The sequence below is a fragment of the Massilia arenae genome (genome assembly GCF_008014745.1).
Lineage (GTDB): Bacteria > Pseudomonadota > Gammaproteobacteria > Burkholderiales > Burkholderiaceae_D > Telluria > Telluria arenae.
Map to the genome: position 1 here is coordinate 1 of NZ_VPFD01000007.1, position 15,784 is coordinate 15,784.

At 65.5% G+C, this 15,784-nt stretch carries 17 protein-coding genes; 11 read left to right on the plus strand and 6 right to left on the minus strand.

Features of this window, described 5'->3' with window-relative positions; all coding sequences use genetic code 11:
- Positions 1-195: 195 nt before the first annotated feature.
- Both FVD38_RS08180 and FVD38_RS08185 read right to left on the minus strand, forming a co-directional pair.
- Positions 196-633 (minus strand): hypothetical protein, encoded by a 438-nt coding sequence (locus tag FVD38_RS08180; protein WP_147934361.1) that lies wholly within the window; start codon positions 631-633, stop codon positions 196-198.
- A 97-nt stretch (positions 634-730) separates the two neighbouring features.
- Positions 731-1,846: an NADH:flavin oxidoreductase gene (locus tag FVD38_RS08185; protein ID WP_147934362.1), complete on the minus strand. Its 1,116-nt coding sequence runs from the start codon at positions 1,844-1,846 to the stop codon at positions 731-733.
- A 115-nt stretch (positions 1,847-1,961) separates the two neighbouring features.
- Between FVD38_RS08185 and FVD38_RS08190 the strand changes: the two genes are divergently transcribed.
- Positions 1,962-2,846 carry a LysR family transcriptional regulator gene (locus FVD38_RS08190; RefSeq protein WP_147934363.1) on the plus strand — a complete coding sequence of 295 codons (885 nt, stop codon included), beginning with the start codon at positions 1,962-1,964 and terminating at the stop codon, positions 2,844-2,846.
- A 1-nt stretch (position 2,847) separates the two neighbouring features.
- Here the strand turns inward: FVD38_RS08190 and FVD38_RS27135 are convergent, their stop codons facing one another.
- The 4 genes from FVD38_RS27135 to flgA all read right to left on the minus strand — a co-directional run bounded on the left by FVD38_RS27135 (position 2,848) and on the right by flgA (position 5,917).
- On the minus strand, positions 2,848-4,083 hold the full coding sequence (locus tag FVD38_RS27135; protein WP_147934364.1) for a GGDEF domain-containing protein: 1,236 nt from the start codon (positions 4,081-4,083) through the stop codon (positions 2,848-2,850).
- 226 nt (positions 4,084-4,309) lie between these two features.
- On the minus strand, positions 4,310-4,780 hold the full coding sequence (locus tag FVD38_RS08200; RefSeq protein ID WP_147934365.1) for a flagella synthesis protein FlgN: 471 nt from the start codon (positions 4,778-4,780) through the stop codon (positions 4,310-4,312).
- 3 nt (positions 4,781-4,783) lie between these two features.
- On the minus strand, positions 4,784-5,098 hold the full coding sequence (gene flgM / locus FVD38_RS08205; protein WP_147934366.1) for a flagellar biosynthesis anti-sigma factor FlgM: 315 nt from the start codon (positions 5,096-5,098) through the stop codon (positions 4,784-4,786).
- A gap of 117 nt (positions 5,099-5,215) precedes the next feature.
- Positions 5,216-5,917 (minus strand): flagellar basal body P-ring formation chaperone FlgA, encoded by a 702-nt coding sequence (gene flgA, locus FVD38_RS08210; protein ID WP_147934367.1) that lies wholly within the window; start codon positions 5,915-5,917, stop codon positions 5,216-5,218.
- Between the two features lie 166 nt (positions 5,918-6,083).
- Between flgA and flgB the strand changes: the two genes are divergently transcribed.
- From flgB to flgK, 10 genes are all read left to right on the plus strand, one after another.
- Positions 6,084-6,500, plus strand: coding sequence for a flagellar basal body rod protein FlgB (gene flgB, locus FVD38_RS08215; RefSeq protein ID WP_147934368.1), 417 nt, complete (start codon positions 6,084-6,086; stop codon positions 6,498-6,500).
- Between the two features lie 14 nt (positions 6,501-6,514).
- Positions 6,515-6,916: a flagellar basal body rod protein FlgC gene (gene flgC / locus FVD38_RS08220; protein WP_147934369.1), complete on the plus strand. Its 402-nt coding sequence runs from the start codon at positions 6,515-6,517 to the stop codon at positions 6,914-6,916.
- A gap of 13 nt (positions 6,917-6,929) precedes the next feature.
- Positions 6,930-7,646 (plus strand): flagellar hook assembly protein FlgD, encoded by a 717-nt coding sequence (locus FVD38_RS08225; RefSeq protein WP_147934370.1) that lies wholly within the window; start codon positions 6,930-6,932, stop codon positions 7,644-7,646.
- 41 nt (positions 7,647-7,687) lie between these two features.
- A complete protein-coding gene (locus FVD38_RS08230) occupies positions 7,688-9,238 on the plus strand; it encodes a flagellar hook protein FlgE (RefSeq protein WP_147934371.1) in 1,551 nt (516 codons plus the stop codon).
- Positions 9,239-9,303: 65 nt separating this feature from the next.
- A complete protein-coding gene (flgF, locus tag FVD38_RS08235) occupies positions 9,304-10,044 on the plus strand; it encodes a flagellar basal-body rod protein FlgF (RefSeq protein ID WP_123067759.1) in 741 nt (246 codons plus the stop codon).
- A 64-nt stretch (positions 10,045-10,108) separates the two neighbouring features.
- Positions 10,109-10,891 (plus strand): flagellar basal-body rod protein FlgG, encoded by a 783-nt coding sequence (gene flgG / locus FVD38_RS08240; protein ID WP_147934372.1) that lies wholly within the window; start codon positions 10,109-10,111, stop codon positions 10,889-10,891.
- 10 nt (positions 10,892-10,901) lie between these two features.
- A complete protein-coding gene (locus FVD38_RS08245; protein WP_147934373.1) occupies positions 10,902-11,555 on the plus strand; it encodes a flagellar basal body L-ring protein FlgH in 654 nt (217 codons plus the stop codon).
- A 15-nt stretch (positions 11,556-11,570) separates the two neighbouring features.
- Positions 11,571-12,683 carry a flagellar basal body P-ring protein FlgI gene (locus FVD38_RS08250; RefSeq protein ID WP_147934374.1) on the plus strand — a complete coding sequence of 371 codons (1,113 nt, stop codon included), beginning with the start codon at positions 11,571-11,573 and terminating at the stop codon, positions 12,681-12,683.
- Positions 12,684-12,699: 16 nt separating this feature from the next.
- Positions 12,700-13,677 (plus strand): flagellar assembly peptidoglycan hydrolase FlgJ, encoded by a 978-nt coding sequence (flgJ, locus tag FVD38_RS08255; protein WP_147934375.1) that lies wholly within the window; start codon positions 12,700-12,702, stop codon positions 13,675-13,677.
- A gap of 91 nt (positions 13,678-13,768) precedes the next feature.
- Positions 13,769-15,766 carry a flagellar hook-associated protein FlgK gene (gene flgK, locus FVD38_RS08260; protein WP_147934376.1) on the plus strand — a complete coding sequence of 666 codons (1,998 nt, stop codon included), beginning with the start codon at positions 13,769-13,771 and terminating at the stop codon, positions 15,764-15,766.
- The last annotated feature ends 18 nt before the right edge of the window (positions 15,767-15,784 follow it).

Consider the following 15,784-nt stretch of genomic DNA (forward strand, 5'->3'; position numbering starts at 1 on the left):
GTATACGCCGGTAAACCAGTCCCTGCAACCCTTCCAGCAATTTCCCCTCAAATTATCCCGGACAGCAGTGCGCGAAGGCGGGAACCTAAGTCCGTTGCGCAGTGGAGCTGTTCAAATACTTCCTCAGCGCGAGCAAGCTTAGGTTCCCGCCTGCGCGGGAACGACGTGCAGAGGCAGCGATTGAGCCTACCGCCCCTACCTTAGCCCATCCCCCGGTGACCCCGAACTCTCGGCCCCATCCGCCAGCCGCTCGCTGATCTTGTCATCGCTGGTCCGCCCCACGTAATCCTGCGCCGCGCGGTCAAAATGGGTGCCGGGCGAGCCGCCGGTTGCCGCCCCGCCGATCGCCGACTGGCTGTTCTGCCCATCTTCCGCCTTGCCCAGCACGCCGCCGGGAATCGGCCCCGACGCATTGCCATGGCTGCTCTGCGCCGCGCCCGCCGGGCCGACATTGCTTTCAGGCGAGGCCTTGGCGAAGTTGCTGTTGACGCCGGACTGCTGGTTGCCCGAGCCGATGCTCGACGTGCCGTCCTGGTCGTCGGTCACGAAGCCCGCATAGGAATCGGCGCGGCTCTGGCGCAGGCCCTGGTCCGGATTGTCTTGCTGGGTGTCCTTCGGTTTCTTATCTTCCATGATGCTCTCCTTGGCACAGCTGAGAAAATAATCATCTGGGTCCACTGGCCATCGTTCCCAATAGGAGGGCAGAGCGCCCGCGCGTAGGACTTTCCGTTCAATCGGTCGCAGCCAATGCCAGCTCACTTTCCTTGATGTCGGCGATCGGTCCCAGGATGCCGCTGTCGAAGACGCGCGGCGCCAGTCCACGCTGCCATAACTCCGGCATATCGGGGTTGGCCAGGGCGCCGCGCCCCAGCGCCAGCACATCGGCGCCGGCGGCGCGCACTTGGCTGGCGCGTCGCGCGTCATGCAAGCCGCCATTGGCGATGATGGACACGCCCGGTGCATGCTTGCGCGCCAGCGCGACCAGGCTGTCGCCGCCATCGGTGAAGGCCGGTTGCCATGCCTCGAACTCGGTAACGTGGATGAAGTCAGCGCCGGCCCGCGCCAGTGCGCCGAAGATCGCCTGCGCGTCATGCTCGCCGCTGGGCCATTTATTGGTGAAATCGTTCACCTTGCCTTGCGAGATCCGGATGCCGACCGGCACTTGTTCGCCCACGGCCGCCTTGACCGCCGTCAGCACCTCGACCAGCAGGCTGACACGTTGCTCGACCGGCCCGCCCCAGCGGTCGGCGCGCAGATTGGTGTGCGCGGTCAGGAACTGGTCCAGCAGATATCCGTTGGCGCCGTGGATCTCGATGCCGTCGAAGCCGGCAATGCCTACCGCGCGCACGGCGCTGTCGACGAAGCCCTGCACGACCTGCGCGATCTCTTCCTCGCCGATCTCGTGAGGCACGGCATACTCGCCCTTGCCATAGTAAAAGGTCATCTGCTGGCCCTTCGGCTGGACGGCCGACGGCGCCACGCCGTGGCTGCGGAAGTGATTGCCCTGGCTTAGCGCGCCGGCATGCATCAGCTGGGCGAAGGCGAGGGCGCCCTGTTCGTGCAGCGCCGCCGTGATCGGCGCCCAGCCGCGCGCCTGTTCGTCGTCGGCCAGGCCGGGCTGGTTCAGGTAGCCCTGCGAAAACGCCCCGTCGGTGTACAGGCCTTCGGTGATCACGAGGCCGAAGCCGCCGCGGGCGAAGCGCAGATAGTAGTCATGCATGGCCTGGGTCGGGGCGCCTTCCGGCGTCGCGGAAACGCGGGTCATCGGCGCCACCGCCAGCCGGTTGCGCAGCTTGGCGCCTTTTATATCGGTTGCGGATAAAATCTGGTTCAGGGAATCGTTCATGCCGGTCCTCGCTCGGTTGATGTCGCTGGGCGACGATGAAGCCATGGTAAGTGAGGGCCGGTGGACGATAAAGACGGGCTGGCGTGCAACCGCTTTAACGTATTTGGTTATAAACATGCAGATTTCGGATGTGCGCATCTTTCTTGCGGTGGCGGCCGGCGGCACCCTGTCGGCGGCCGCGCGCCGGCTCGATATCGGGCCGATGCAGGCCTCGCGCCGTATCGCCGCGCTCGAAGCCGAGCTTGGCGTGCGGCTGTTTCACCGCACCACGCGGTCGCTGGCGCTGACCGCCGAGGGCGAGGCCTTTGCGCCGTATGCGGCCACCCTGGCCGAGGCCGAGGAAAGCGCGCGCGGCGCGCTGCGGCCCAGCGGGGCCCGCGCCTCTGGCCTGCTGCGCCTGACGGCGCCCAGCGTGTTCGGCCAGGCCATCGTGCTGCCGCTGCTGCCGTCCCTGCTCGAGCGCCATCCCGACCTACGCGTCGACCTCGACCTGTCCGACCGGGTGCAGGACATCGTCGGCCAGGGCCTCGACCTGGCGCTGCGGGTGGCCACCCTGGGCGATTCGGAACTGGTGGCGCGGCGCCTGGCCGCCAATCCGCGCCTGCTGTGCGCGGCGCCGCGCTACCTGCGCGCGCACGGCACGCCCGCCACCCTGGCCGATCTCGAACGCCACCAGTGCATCGGCCTGCACGCGGTGGCGCGCTGGCCCTTCGTGGTGGGTGCAAGCCTGCAGCGCAGGCGGGTCGATGCCCGCGTGCTCACCAGCAGCGTCGATGCCGCGCGCACCGCCGCCGTGCAGGGGCTGGGCCTGGCGATGTTGACCTTCTGGGATGTGCATGAACACCTGCGTGCGGGCAGCCTGGTGCGCGTCGAACTGGAGGATGCGGCGATGGAAGAGCTGTCGGTGTGGGCCGTGACGCCGACCCGGCGCTACGTGCCGGAACGGGTCAAGGTGTTCCTCGATGCGCTGGAGGACGAGCTGGTCCGCCTGGGCGGCTGAATCAGCCAGCCTGGCGCGGGCGCACCGGCTGCAGCTGCGGCGCCAGTGCGATCACCTTGTCGCGGCCGGCCGACTTGGCGGCGTACAGCGCGGCGTCGGCGCGCGCCAGGGTCGCCTTGAACGGCTCGTCGGCCTGGGTCGCCGTCACGCCGATGCTCAGGGTCAGCGGCGGTTGTCCGGCATGGCGCTGCAGGGCGGCGGCCAGCTGGCGCAGCTCGGCCTGCAGCTTGTCGCCGACCGTGCAGGCCTGGGCCAGGGTGGTGTCCGGCAGCAGCACCGCGAACTCGTCGCCGCCCAGGCGCGCCATGCAGTCGACCGCGCGCAGCGAGGCGCGGGCGCGTTCGGCCACCAGTTGCAGGGCGACGTCGCCGGCTTCGTGGCCGCCGCTGTCGTTGATCGCCTTGAAATGGTCGAGGTCGATCAGCATCAGGGCCAGCGGCTGGCCGTTGCGCCGGCTGCGCGCCAGCTCGCGCTCGGCGATGTCGAAGAAGGCCTTGCGCGACCAGGCGCCGGTCAGGTGGTCGTGGTTGGCGATGTACTCGGCCTGGTGCAGGATGTAGCGGTGCATGGTCAACAGGCCGCCGAGGGTCAGGGCCGGCAGCGCCAGCGCGGCGGCGGTCAGGATCGCCAGGCTGGCGATGCTCGGCTGCAGCAGCGAGCCGGGCGGTTCGGTCGCCAGCAGCAGCCAGGCCATGCGCACCGCGTGGCCCGTTACAATCAGGCCGCACATGAGCAGCACGAAGCGCTGCACCTTGTCGAGGGTGGCCGGCGCCTGCCGCGCCGGCGGTCCGCCCAAGGGCTGCGCCAGGCTGGCGCCGCGGCGCACCAGCACGCTGCGCGCGATGTCGGCGCAGACGGCGGCCTGGAACAGCGACGCCACGGCGCTGCGCGCGGCGAAGGAATCGATACGGTAATGGAATAGCGCGATCAGCAGGCCGACGGCGCCGACCAGCAGGGCCAATGGCTTGATGCGGGCCGGCAGGCCGGCCAGCTGGCGGTAGCCGGCCGCCAGCGCCGCGCCGGCGCCGGCATAGGCCATATTCGCCACTTCATAGGCCAGCAGCGGCGGCAGTTCACGGCCGAAGGCGTACAGCAGGTTGCCGGCCAGGCCCAGCACGGTGGACGCCAGCATCGCGCGCATGCCCCGCACGTTCTCCGATCCGGCCGCCAGCAGGGCCAGGAAGACGAGAAAGCAGAGCAGGGCGGCGATCAGGAAGATCTGCTGGGTGGCGAGCATGGGAAACAGCCTATGGATCGGGCCGCTCAGATAGCAAAAGAATTTTCACAGTTAGCGGCAGCACGTCGTTCCCGCGCAGGCGGGAACCTAAGTTTTTGCGTTACCAGGACGCCGGCAAGCTTAGGTTCCCGCCTGCGCGGGAACGACGCTTTACTGTTCGTTGCCGCAGCATAAGCGATTATTATGCCGCCAATGTTTTGCCAGCAGGAATGTTTATTGTGACTCTTCAGCCGACCACATACCGCTTCGACACCCCCAGCCCAACAGTCTGGCCGCTGGCGCCGTAGATCGCGCCGGTCGGCGCATTGGTCGGGGTGCGCAGGGCGTTGAGCACGCCCTGGTTGTGCGCCAGTTGCTTGCTGATCAACATGCCGTTGACGCGGTTGAGTTCCTTGGCTTCGCGGGCCACGTGCAGCATGCGTTGCCATTGTTCCCGCACTTCGCCATCGTCGCTGGCGGACAGCCATGGCTCCATGCCCGCTTCCGATCCTTCGCATCCGGCTGCCTGCAGCGCCGCGTGGCGCTGTTGCGACAGGCTCGACAGGCTGGCCAGCAGGGCGTTCTTCTGCGTGGTCAGGCTGGACAGCTCGTCGGCGTCGAGCGCGACCAGGGATTGCTGTTCCTGTTTCATCAATGCCACGAGGGCATCGAGGTGCTGGTGTTCTGCGGCAATAGTCTGGATCGGGCTCGGAGTCATGGTTTAGCGTTGTCTTGAATGGAGCAAGTCACGTACGGTTTCTAGCAAGCCGTCCGCCACTTTCTCGGAGTTGACTTGGAACTGGCCATCGGCGATGGCCATCTTGATGCGTTCGACCTTCTTCGCGTCGAACACCTGCGCGCCGCCGCCCACCGCATTGGCCATGGCCTGGCCTTGCGAGGACAGCCGCACGCTGTCGGTCTGCGCCTGGGTCGTCGGCGCCGTCGTTGCGGCCTTGTCGGCGCCACGCGCGGTATTCGTCTGCGTGGCCGCCGGCTGGAGGCCAGGGTTGCCCTTGAGCGTATCGTTGATTTTCACAGCATCATCCTTCTCGGTTCGAAGCTACAAGCTCCGGGATCTGCTTGTTGTAACGGCTGCGCCTTTACAAACTTTAGCGATCAATCACGAAATAGACGCGTCAAAATCACAATTTCTTTACAGCACTATCTCCACCATCCCGCCGTTGCGCGCCAGGCCGCTGACGACGGTGCCGGACTGGGTGCGCACCTGCACCACCTGGCCGTCGCTGGCGTTGTTGATCGCCTTGGCTTCGCTCGATACCGAGAAGTTCGAACCGCGCGATACCAGTCGTACCGCCTGGCCCTGCTTGATCACCTGCTGGCTGCGCAGGGTGTCGGTGCGCAGCGCGGTGCCGGCCGGCAGCGAGATGGTCGGGGTGCGGCCGATCGCCTGCGCCACATCGGTGATGATGCCGTTCGGCATGGCGGCGATGTCGGCCTTCACCAGCACCAGCTGGCTCGCATCGAGCGGCTGGCCCTGGGCCAGCGGCACGGCCGCGGCGACGTAGTCGGCCACCACGCTCACCTGCGCCTGCAGGTAGAGCGACCAGGCCGGGGCGCTGCAGCGCACGCCCACCGTGGTCTTGCCCCAGGGACGGGCGCCCGGTTGCAGGAAGGCTTCCGGCGCCGGGCAGGCTGGCAGGGAGAGGCGTGGGTCGACGCCGCCCACCTTGACCGTCACCTGGCCCGGCAGGCCGGCGCTCTGGGTCTTCAGGAACTGTTCGGCGACCGCGCGCACGCTCTCCGGCTTCTGGCGTGCGGCGGCGGTCGTCTGTTGCGCCTGGGCGCCGCCGACCAGCAGGGCCAGCAGCGAAAAAGCGACAAATTGCTGTTTCATAGTGATTCCAGTTGAAGGGACATCGGGAATGCTGCAATCTTAGGTCCAATGATTCCGTAGCGAAACATTGAATAGCGGGGGATTTCCACCTCCTTATCCGTCGATTGGCCGGCAGGCAGGGTCCGTATCATCGCTTCTGTCCAAACAAGCCACCATCGGAGGCAGCATGATCGGCAATCTCGACAACTACCTGCGTTTCAATGAAACCGCACTGTCCCTGCGCTCGCAGCGCCAGGAACTGCTGGCGTCGAACATCGCCAACGCCGACACGCCCAACTACAAGGCACGCGACATCGACTTCGCCAGCGCCCTGCAGAACGCGATGGCGGGCGGCAAGAACGCGGGCGCGATGAACACCACCAGCAATAACCATATGCCGCGCGGCGCCGCCACCGGCGACACCCTGGCCAATGGCACGCCGGTGCTGTACCGCGGCGTGGTGCAGGGCAGCGTCGACGGCAATACCGTCGACATGGACGTCGAGCGCAACCAGTTTGCCGACAACGCGCTGCGCTACGAGGCCGGGGTCATGATGATCAACAGCCAGCTCAAGGGCCTGATGACGGCGCTGCAGAGCCAATAAGGAGCTGACTGATTATGTCGCTATTTAATATCTTCAATGTGTCGGGCTCGGCGATGAGCGCCCAGGCCCAGCGCCTGAACGCCACCGCCAGCAACCTGGCCAACGCCGACAGCGCCACGTCGCCCAACGGCGAAGCCTACCGCGCCAAGGCGGTCGTGTTCGAGTCGGTGCCAACCGCCTCGGGCGCCACCGGCGTGCGGGTGCGCGAAGTGGTCGAAGACCCGTCGCCGCTCAAGCAGGTCTACGATCCCAAGCATCCGATGGCCGACGACAAGGGCTATGTATCGATGCCCAACGTGAACGTGGTCGACGAGATGGTGAACATGCTGTCGGCCTCGCGCTCCTACCAGACCAACGTCGAAACCATGAATGCAGCCAAGACCATGCTGCTCAAGACCCTGACCATCGGACAATAAACTTCTACTCACCATGACCAGCCCGATCAGCACCCAGAGCCCGACCTCGAATATCGCCGACCTGCAATCGGCCATGAACGCCAAGGCCAAGACCGAGACCGACAGCGTCCAGGCCGATACCGACAAGTTCATGACCATGCTGGTAACCCAGCTCAAGAACCAGGATCCACTCAGCCCGATGGACAACGCGCAGATGACCAGCCAGCTGGCCCAGCTGCAGACCGTGACCGGCGTGAACAAACTGAACACCACCCTGGAATCGCTCAAGACCAGCTACCAGTCGACCGAGTCGCTGCAGGCGACCCAGCTGATCGGCAACGGCGTGCTGGTCGAGGGCGAGGGCATCCTGCTGCACAAGAGCCAGGCGATCCTGGGTGTGGAGCTGGAAACCCCGGCCGACAAGGTACAGATCGTGGTCGTCGACCCCAAGACCGGCAAGGACGTGGCGTCGCTGGAATTGGGCGCACAGGATGCCGGCATCATTCCGATCGCCTGGGATGGCGTGCCGGACGCCACCAAGGTCGATGCCGACGGCAAGCCGATCGTGCTGCCCGACGGCGCCTATACCTTCCGCGTGATCGCCAGCCGCGGTGGCGAAGTCATCAAGGATGCCAAGACCCTGTCCTTCGACAGTGTCGCCAGCGTGACCACCGGTGGCAAGGACGGCGTCAAGTTGAACCTGCCGGGCAAGGGTGCGGTTTCCCTGTCCGATATTAAACAAGTCATGTAAGCCAAGCCGCTTACTCTCTACCCTTATTCAGGAGTACTACCATGTCTTTCCAACAAGGCTTGAGCGGCTTGAATGCTGCAGCTAAATCGCTTGACGTCATCGGCAACAATATCGCCAACGCCAGCACCGTGGGTTTCAAAGGGTCCACCACCCAGTTCGCCGACGTCTATGCGAGCGCGCTCAACGGCGCGGGCGGCACCCAGGCCGGTATCGGCGTCAAGGTGGCTGGCATCGCCCAGCAATTCACCCAAGGTAATATCGAATCCTCGAACAATCCGCTCGACATCGCCATCAACGGTTCCGGTTTCTTCCGTGTCGAGCAGGCCGGTGTGGTGCAGTATTCGCGCAACGGCCAGTTCTCGCTCGACAAACAGGGCTATATCGTCAATGCCCAGGGCGCCAAGCTGACCGGTTACGGTCTCGGCGCCAACGGCCAGCTTGCCGCCGGCGCCCCGGTGCCGTTGCGGATCGATACCTCGGACCAGCCGCCGAAGGTCACCACCACCGGCCTGATCCAGCTGCAGCTCGACTCGCGCTCCACCACGCCGACCAAGTCGCCGTTCGACCCGAGCGATCCGGAGACCTATAACAAGCAGGTCCCGATGGCCGTGTATGACACGCTGGGCAATGCGCACACGCTGTCGACCTATTACGTGCGCGACAAGGACAATCCAGAAGTCTGGAATCTGTATGCGGCGAAGGATGGCACCGAGCTCGGCGCACTGGACGCCGTCGGCGTGACCCAGACCGACACCGCGTCGGTCAACGCCAACACCGCCTGGACCACGGCAAACAACGCAGTGCCGAAAGTCCCCGCCACCGTGACCGCCGCGGCGGGAGCGTATGCGACGGCCGCCGCCGCCGCGATCACGGCCAAGGCCGGCACGGCCGATCCGAAATATGCGGCGTCGGGCAACGCGGCCGAAGTCAGCGCCGCCGCCGCCGCCGCGGCCCTGGTGCCGGGCGCCACCCCGAGCGACATCGATGCCGCGATCGCCAAGGTGCTCAAGATGGAAGGCAAGCCCATCGGCGCCCTGAAGTTCGACACCAACGGCGCGCTGAACCTGGCGTCGACCGGCAACACGGAGGGAATGAACGGCAAGTTCGATTTTTCCATCCCGGTGGTGCCGTCGACCGGCGCCGAGCCGGTGCTGAAGGTGACGATCGATTTCGCCGGCACCACCCAGTACGGCACCGCCACCAGCGAGAAGCGCATCGAGCAGAATGGCTACAAGCCGGGCGCGCTGCAGCGCTTCACCACTGGCGCCGACGGCACCATCTTGGGTCAGTACAGCAACGGCCAGACCAAGGCGCTGGGCCAGGTCGTGCTGGCCAATTTCACCAATCCGAATGGACTGGAACCGCTGGGTAACAATGCCTGGGCCGAATCCTCCAATTCGGGCGTGCCGCTGATCGGCATCGCCGGCACCGGCGGGATGGGCGTGATGCAGTCGAATGCGACCGAAGCGTCGAGCGTCGACCTGACGGCCGAGCTGGTCAACATGATCACCGCACAGCGCGTGTACCAGGCCAACTCGCAGACCATCAAGACGCAGGATTCGGTGATGCAGACGCTGGTCAATCTGCGTTAATGACTGGATATGTCGGCGGTGCCTGAACCACCGCCGCACTACCGCAACAAGCAAAGGACCACACCATGGACCGCCTGATCTACACCGCCGCCTCCGGCGCCAAGCACATCCTCGAGCAGCAGGCCACGACCTCGAACAACCTGGCCAACGTCAGCACCACGGGCTTTCGGGCCCAGATGGACGTGTTCCGCGCTGCGCCGGTGCAGGGCCCGGGCCTGCCGACGCGCGCCTTCGTGGTCGACTCGACCGCCGGCAACGATTTTTCGTCGGGCGCGCTGCAGGTCACGGGCCGCGACCTGGACGTGGCGGTGAAAGGGCAGGGCTGGCTGGCGGTGCAGATGCCGGACGGTACCGAGGCATACACCCGCAACGGTTCGCTGCAGATGAGCCCGAACGGCGTGCTGACCACGGCATCGGGCCAGACCATCGCCGGCGAGGGCGGTCCGATTACGCTTCCGCCCGACGCCACCGTGACGGTCGGCGGCGACGGCACCGTCTCGACCATCTCCAACGTCGATTCGCCGGCCGCGCCGGCCGTGCTGGGGCGCCTGAAGCTGGTCAACCCGCCGGAAGGCGACCTGGTGCGCGGCGACGATGGATTGTTCCGCCTGAAGGATGGCGGCAATGCCCAGCCCGACCCCAATGTGCGGGTGGCGGGCGGCGCGCTGGAGGGCAGCAACGTCAATCCGGTCGATTGCATGGTCGACATGATTTCCCTGGCAAGATCGTTCGACACGCAAATGAGCCTGTTGAAGAACGCCGAGAATAACGCCGCAAAAGCGACCCAGATCCTCGCTTTGAATTGATAGTTGCCCCGGCATAATTCTATTGTGCGTGGCGGTGTTCGCCTGCCACCAATAGGAGAATGCCATGATTCGTTCGCTGTATATCGCCAAGACCGGTCTGGAAGCCCAGCAGACCAATCTGGACGTCATTTCGAACAACCTCGCCAACGTCAGCACCAACGGCTTCAAGAAGTCGCGCGCCGTGTTCGAGGACCTGCTGTACCAGAACGTGCGCCAGCCAGGCGCCCAGTCGTCGCAGCAGACCAACCTGCCATCTGGCCTGCAGATCGGTACCGGCGTGCGCACCGTCGCCACCGAGCGCATCCACACCCAGGGCAATCCCCAGCTGACCGGCAATGACAAGGACGTCATGGTCAACGGTCCTGGCTATTTCCCGGTCATGATGCCGGACGGCACCCAGGCATATACCCGCGACGGCTCCTTCCAGAAAGACCAGAACGGCCAGCTCGTCACCTCGAGCGGCTTCGTGGTCCAGCCCGCCATCACCGTGCCGGTGAATGCCGAATCGATCAGCGTCGGCCGTGACGGCACCGTGTCGGTCAAGATCGCCGGCGAAACCGCGATGACCCAGATCGGCGCCCTGCAGCTGGCCACCTTCATCAATCCCGCCGGCCTCGAGTCGCGCGGCGAAAACCTGTACGTCGAAACCACCGCCTCCGGCGCGCCGAACCTGAACGTGCCTGGCACCAATGGCGCCGGCAACCTGATGCAGGGTTACGTCGAGTCCTCGAACGTGAATGTGGTCGAAGAGATGGTCGCCATGATCCAGACCCAGCGCGCCTACGAGATCAACAGCAAGGCGATCACGACGTCCGACCAGATGCTCCAGAAACTGTCGCAGCTCTAATCCAGTCCCCATGAAAATCCTGTCCCTGTCCTTCGTTGCAGCCGTGGTCCTGCTTGCCGGTTGCAATACCGCGCCGACCACCATCGTGCAAGGCCCGACCAGCGCCCGTCCGATGATGGTCGACAACGCCCCGGCCACCGATGGCGCCATCTTCAACGTCAACAGCTACCGCCCGATGTTCGAAGACCGCCGTGCACGCCACATTGGCGACCTGCTGACCGTCAACATCAGCGAGCGCACCAGTGCCACCAAGACCGGCGCCAGTTCGGGCAACAAGACCGGCAGCGCCAGCTTCACCGCGCCTGGCCTGCTGGCTGGCGTCATCGGCGCCGGCGTCGACCTCGAGTCGGGCACCAAGTTTGCCGACGGCGACAACCAGAGCGCCTCGAACAACTTCACCGGCACCATCGGCGTGACCGTCACCGAAGTGCTGCCAAACGGTAACCTGATCGTGGCCGGCGAAAAACAGGTCGCGATGAACAAGGGCACCGAGTTCATCCGCTTCTCGGGCATGGTCAGCCCGGACACGATCCAGGCCGGCAATACGGTCTCGTCGGCGCTGATCGCCGATGCGCGGGTCGAATACCGCACCAACAGCCGTCTCGACCGCGCCGAGGTGACCTCGATGCTGTCGCGTTTCTTCCTGTCGATGCTGCCGTTCTGATTGTTAGAGAATCCCATGCGTAAAATCACCGTCTTCATGCTGCTCGCCGCCGTGCTCGGGGGAACTGCACCAGTGGCCCAGGCCGAGCGCCTGAAGGACCTGGCGACCATCGCCGGCGTGCGCCAGAACCAGTTGTCCGGCTACGGCATCGTCGTGGGCCTGGACGGCACCGGCGACCAGACCACGCAGACCCCGTTCACCGTGCAGTCGATCAAGGCGATGCTGCAGCAGAAGGGCGTCAACCTGCCGCCCGGCGTCCAGCTCCAGCTGAAGAACGTGGCGGCCGTCATGGTCACGACCTCGCTGCCGGCCTTCGCCCAGCCGGGCCAGACGCTGGACATCACCGTGTCGTCGATCGGCAACGCGAAAAGCCTGCGCGGCGGCACCTTGCTGATGGCGCCGCTGCATGGCGCCGACGGCCAGGTGTACGCGATGGCCCAGGGCAGCCTGGTGGTCGGCGGCGTCGGCGCGCAAGCCCCGGGCGGCGGCGCGCAGGTGCAGGTGAACCACCTGTCGGTGGGCCGCATCTCGGGCGGCGCGACCGTCGAGCGCGCGGTGGCCTCGAACCTCGGCGCGGACAACCAGATCCGCCTGGAACTGAAAGAGACCGATTTCGCCACCGCCGCGCGCGTCGTGGAGGCTGTCAACGACCAGTTCGGTCCTGGCGTCGCCACCGCCCTGGACGGCCGCGTGGTGCGCGTGCGCACCCCGTCGTCGAGCGACCAGCGCGTGGCCTTCCTGGGCCAGCTGGAACAGATCGACGTCAAGCAGCCGCTGGCCTCGGCCAAGGTGATCATGAATGCGCGCACCGGTTCGGTCGTGATGAACCAGGCCGTGATGCTGGACGACTGCGCGATCTCGCACGGCAACCTGTCGATCACGATCGGCAACGACACGCAAGTGAGCCAGCCGAATCCGGGCACCCTGGGCGCCACCGTCGTGACCCAGAACCCGAGCGTCGAGATCCGGAAGGAACCCGGCCAGGTGCTCAACGTGAAGGGCGGCGCCTCGCTGGCCGAAGTGGTGAAGGCGATGAATTCGATCGGCGCCACCCCGCAAGACCTGCTGGCCATCCTGCAGGCGCTGAAGGCGTCCGGTTCGCTGCGCGCCGAACTCGAAATCATTTAATTTCACAGAGACCCGCATGATCGCCTCGACCACTTCCGCCGACCAGACCGCCAAACTCGCGCTCGACACCAACAGCCTCAACGGCTTGCGGCAGAGCGCGAAGGACGGCTCGCCGGCCGCCATGAAGGAAGCGGCGACCCAGTTCGAGGCGATGTTCATCAATATGATGATGAAGAGCATGCGCGACGCGACGCCGCAGGAAGGCCTGATGGACAACCAGCAGACCAAGACCTTCACCACCATGCTCGACCAGCAGACCAGCCAGAACCTGGCCAAGCGCGGCGTCGGCCTGGCCGACGTGCTGGTGCGTCAGCTGAGCTCGCAGCAGATGGGGCAGCAGGCGCTGGCGATCGGCGCCGATGGTGTGAATGGGGGAGCAGCGGCGGGCGCCGGTGTTGGTGCCACCGCGCCTGGCATGAGGGGCCTGCCGACGGCGATGAACGCCGCCGCCATGTACCAGAATGGCGCGATGGCCGGCTCGGCCGCCAGCAAGGCGCCGCCGCTGGCCGCCACCACCGAGAGTGGCCGGGTGCAGGCGCCGCACGTGCGCGCCTTCCAGGAAAGGATGCACGAGCACGCCCACGCGGCCGAGCAGACCACCGGCGTGCCGGCCAAGTTCATGCTGGGCCAGGCTGCGCTCGAGACCGGCTGGGGCAAGCGCATGATCAAGAATGCCGACGGCACCAGCAGCAACAACCTGTTCGGCATCAAGGCTGGGGCTAGCTGGAAGGGCAAGGTTGCCCTTGCTACCACGACCGAATATGTGAACGGCAAGCCGCAGACCCGCGTCGAGAAATTCCGCGCCTACGACACGCCAGCCGATTCGTTCCGCGACTATGCCAAGCTGATCGCAAACAATCCGCGTTACGAAAAAGTCATCGCCAGCGGCGGCGACGCCGAGTCCTTCGCCAAGGGCCTGCAGCGCGCCGGCTACGCGACCGACCCGAACTACGCGGCCAAGCTGACCCGCCTGATCAAGAACTCGCTGGCCTGAGACCCTGGCCCAAGAAAAATGTCCTTACAAATTACCGTCAAGTTTTTCCAGAAACTGCCGTAGACGGAATTGTTAAAGAGAGAAAAAAGTCATGAGTAGCCTCCTCGCCATCGGTAAGACCGGCCTCTACGCAGCCCAGGCGGCCCTGTCCACGACCGGCCACAACATCACCAATTCGAACGTGGCCGGCTATAGCCGCCAGGTGGTGGTGCAGCAGACCGCGGCCGCCCTGAATACCGGCGCCGGCTTCATGGGGACCGGCACCCAGATCGCGCAGATCAAGCGCTACAGCGACGAGTTCATGAATGCCCAGGTGCGCAGCGCCCAGTCCAGCACCAGCGGCCTGGAGTCGTATCTGGGACAGATCAAGCAGATCGATAACCTGCTGGCCGACACCACGTCCGGCCTGACTCCGGCGATGCAGGGTTTCTTCAAGGGCATCCAGGACATGGCGGCGAATCGCGCCTCGGTGCCGTCACGCCAGGCGATGCTGTCGAATGCCGAATCGCTGGCAACGCGCCTGAACGGCCTGGACGCGCGCCTGGGCGAAATCCGCGACGGCGTCAATTCGGAGATCGAGTCGAGCGTCACGGCAATCAATACCTACGCCAAGCAGATCGCCAAGCTCAATGAGCAGATCAGCACCTTTGCCTCGTCGCCCCAGCGTCCGCCGAACGACTTGCTGGACCAGCGCGACCAGCTGGTGCTGGAACTGAACAAGTACGTGAAAGCTACCGTGCTGCCTGGCGATAACAGCAGCCTGACGATATCGATCGGCAATGGCCAGCCGCTGGTCGTGGGCCAGGATTCCTACCAGCTGGCAACGATGCAGTCGCCGACCGACCTGACGCGCCTGGAAGTCGGTTACCAGGTCGGCAACAAGGTGTCGGTGCTGTCCGACGGCGCCCTGCCGGGCGGCAAGCTGGGCGGCGTGCTCGAGTTCCGCAGCACGACCCTGGACAAGGCCCAGAGCCAGCTGGGCAAGATCGCGGTTGGCCTGGCCTTCGAATTCAACCAGCAGCACGAGCTGGGCCTGGACCAGAATGGCCAGCCGGGCAAGCCCTTCTTCAACATCGCGCCGGGATTTGTCGGCGCGAGCATCAATAACGCCAAGGGCACCGTCGATGATCCCGCCGCTGTGGTGAAATCCAAGATCGTCGATCCGAGCAAGCTGAGCGACAACGACTACGAGGTCAAGTTCAACGATGGCAAATACCAGGTGGTCAGCCTGCCGGGCCGGCAAGCGGTCGGTTCGGTCGAGCCCGATGCCGACGGCAATGCCACGCTGGTCGTGAATGGCGTCGAACTCTCGTTCTCGGAGCGTCCCCGCCAGGGCGATACCTTCCTGGTGCGCCCGACCATCAATGGCGCCGCCGATTTCAAGGTGTTGATCAACGATGTGTCGCAGATCGCGGCCGCGGCCCCGATCCTGGGCGGCGACCTGCCGAGCAACACCGGCACCGGCAAGATCTCCGAGACCAAGGTCGACAGCGACTTCCTGGACACGCCGCCGGCGCTGCCGATCACGCTCACCTTCAACAAGGGCACGCCCGCCGCGCCCCCGGCGCCCGCCACGCCCGACACGCTGACCGGTTTCCCGGCCGGCGAGACCATCTACAAGGTGGACGCCAAGGGCAACAAGACCGAAATCACCGCCCCCGTCGAATTCGAGAACGGCGCCACCTACAGCTTCGGCGGCATCAGCGTGACCATGACCGGCGCGCCGAACGGCGGCGACCGGTTCACCATCAGCGACAACAGCAGCGGCGTCGGCGACACCCGCAATATCGCGGCGCTGGGTGAGTTGCAGACCAAGAACATCTTCAACGGCGGCACCGCGACCCTGCAGTCGTCGTATGCCCAGATGGTGAGCGAAGTCGGCAACAAGACGCGCGAAGTCCAGATCAACGCCGCGGCCGGCAATGCCCAGTTGGCGCAGGCCCAGGGCGCGCAGGCCGACGTCTCGGGTGTCAACCTGGACGAGGAAGCCACCAACCTGATCAAGTACCAGCAGGCCTACCAGGCGGCCAGCAAGGTGATGCAGATCGCCGGCACGATCTTCGACTCGCTGCTGTCGATCAGCCGCTAACGCCCGGGCCCACGCGAA

Coding starts and splice junctions, on each gene's coding strand:
- flgK (WP_147934376.1), top strand. CDS start 13,769: ATGAGTAGCCTCCTCGCCATCGGTAAGACCGGCCTCTACGCAGCCCAG.
- flgC (WP_147934369.1), top strand. CDS start 6,515: ATGTCGCTATTTAATATCTTCAATGTGTCGGGCTCGGCGATGAGCGCC.
- flgF (WP_123067759.1), top strand. CDS start 9,304: ATGGACCGCCTGATCTACACCGCCGCCTCCGGCGCCAAGCACATCCTC.
- FVD38_RS08190 (WP_147934363.1), top strand. CDS start 1,962: ATGCAGATTTCGGATGTGCGCATCTTTCTTGCGGTGGCGGCCGGCGGC.
- flgG (WP_147934372.1), top strand. CDS start 10,109: ATGATTCGTTCGCTGTATATCGCCAAGACCGGTCTGGAAGCCCAGCAG.
- FVD38_RS08230 (WP_147934371.1), top strand. CDS start 7,688: ATGTCTTTCCAACAAGGCTTGAGCGGCTTGAATGCTGCAGCTAAATCG.
- flgA (WP_147934367.1), bottom strand. CDS start 5,917: ATGAAACAGCAATTTGTCGCTTTTTCGCTGCTGGCCCTGCTGGTCGGC.
- flgJ (WP_147934375.1), top strand. CDS start 12,700: ATGATCGCCTCGACCACTTCCGCCGACCAGACCGCCAAACTCGCGCTC.
- FVD38_RS08245 (WP_147934373.1), top strand. CDS start 10,902: ATGAAAATCCTGTCCCTGTCCTTCGTTGCAGCCGTGGTCCTGCTTGCC.
- FVD38_RS08200 (WP_147934365.1), bottom strand. CDS start 4,780: ATGACTCCGAGCCCGATCCAGACTATTGCCGCAGAACACCAGCACCTC.
- FVD38_RS27135 (WP_147934364.1), bottom strand. CDS start 4,083: ATGCTCGCCACCCAGCAGATCTTCCTGATCGCCGCCCTGCTCTGCTTT.
- FVD38_RS08185 (WP_147934362.1), bottom strand. CDS start 1,846: ATGAACGATTCCCTGAACCAGATTTTATCCGCAACCGATATAAAAGGC.
- FVD38_RS08250 (WP_147934374.1), top strand. CDS start 11,571: ATGCGTAAAATCACCGTCTTCATGCTGCTCGCCGCCGTGCTCGGGGGA.
- FVD38_RS08180 (WP_147934361.1), bottom strand. CDS start 633: ATGGAAGATAAGAAACCGAAGGACACCCAGCAAGACAATCCGGACCAG.
- flgB (WP_147934368.1), top strand. CDS start 6,084: ATGATCGGCAATCTCGACAACTACCTGCGTTTCAATGAAACCGCACTG.
- FVD38_RS08225 (WP_147934370.1), top strand. CDS start 6,930: ATGACCAGCCCGATCAGCACCCAGAGCCCGACCTCGAATATCGCCGAC.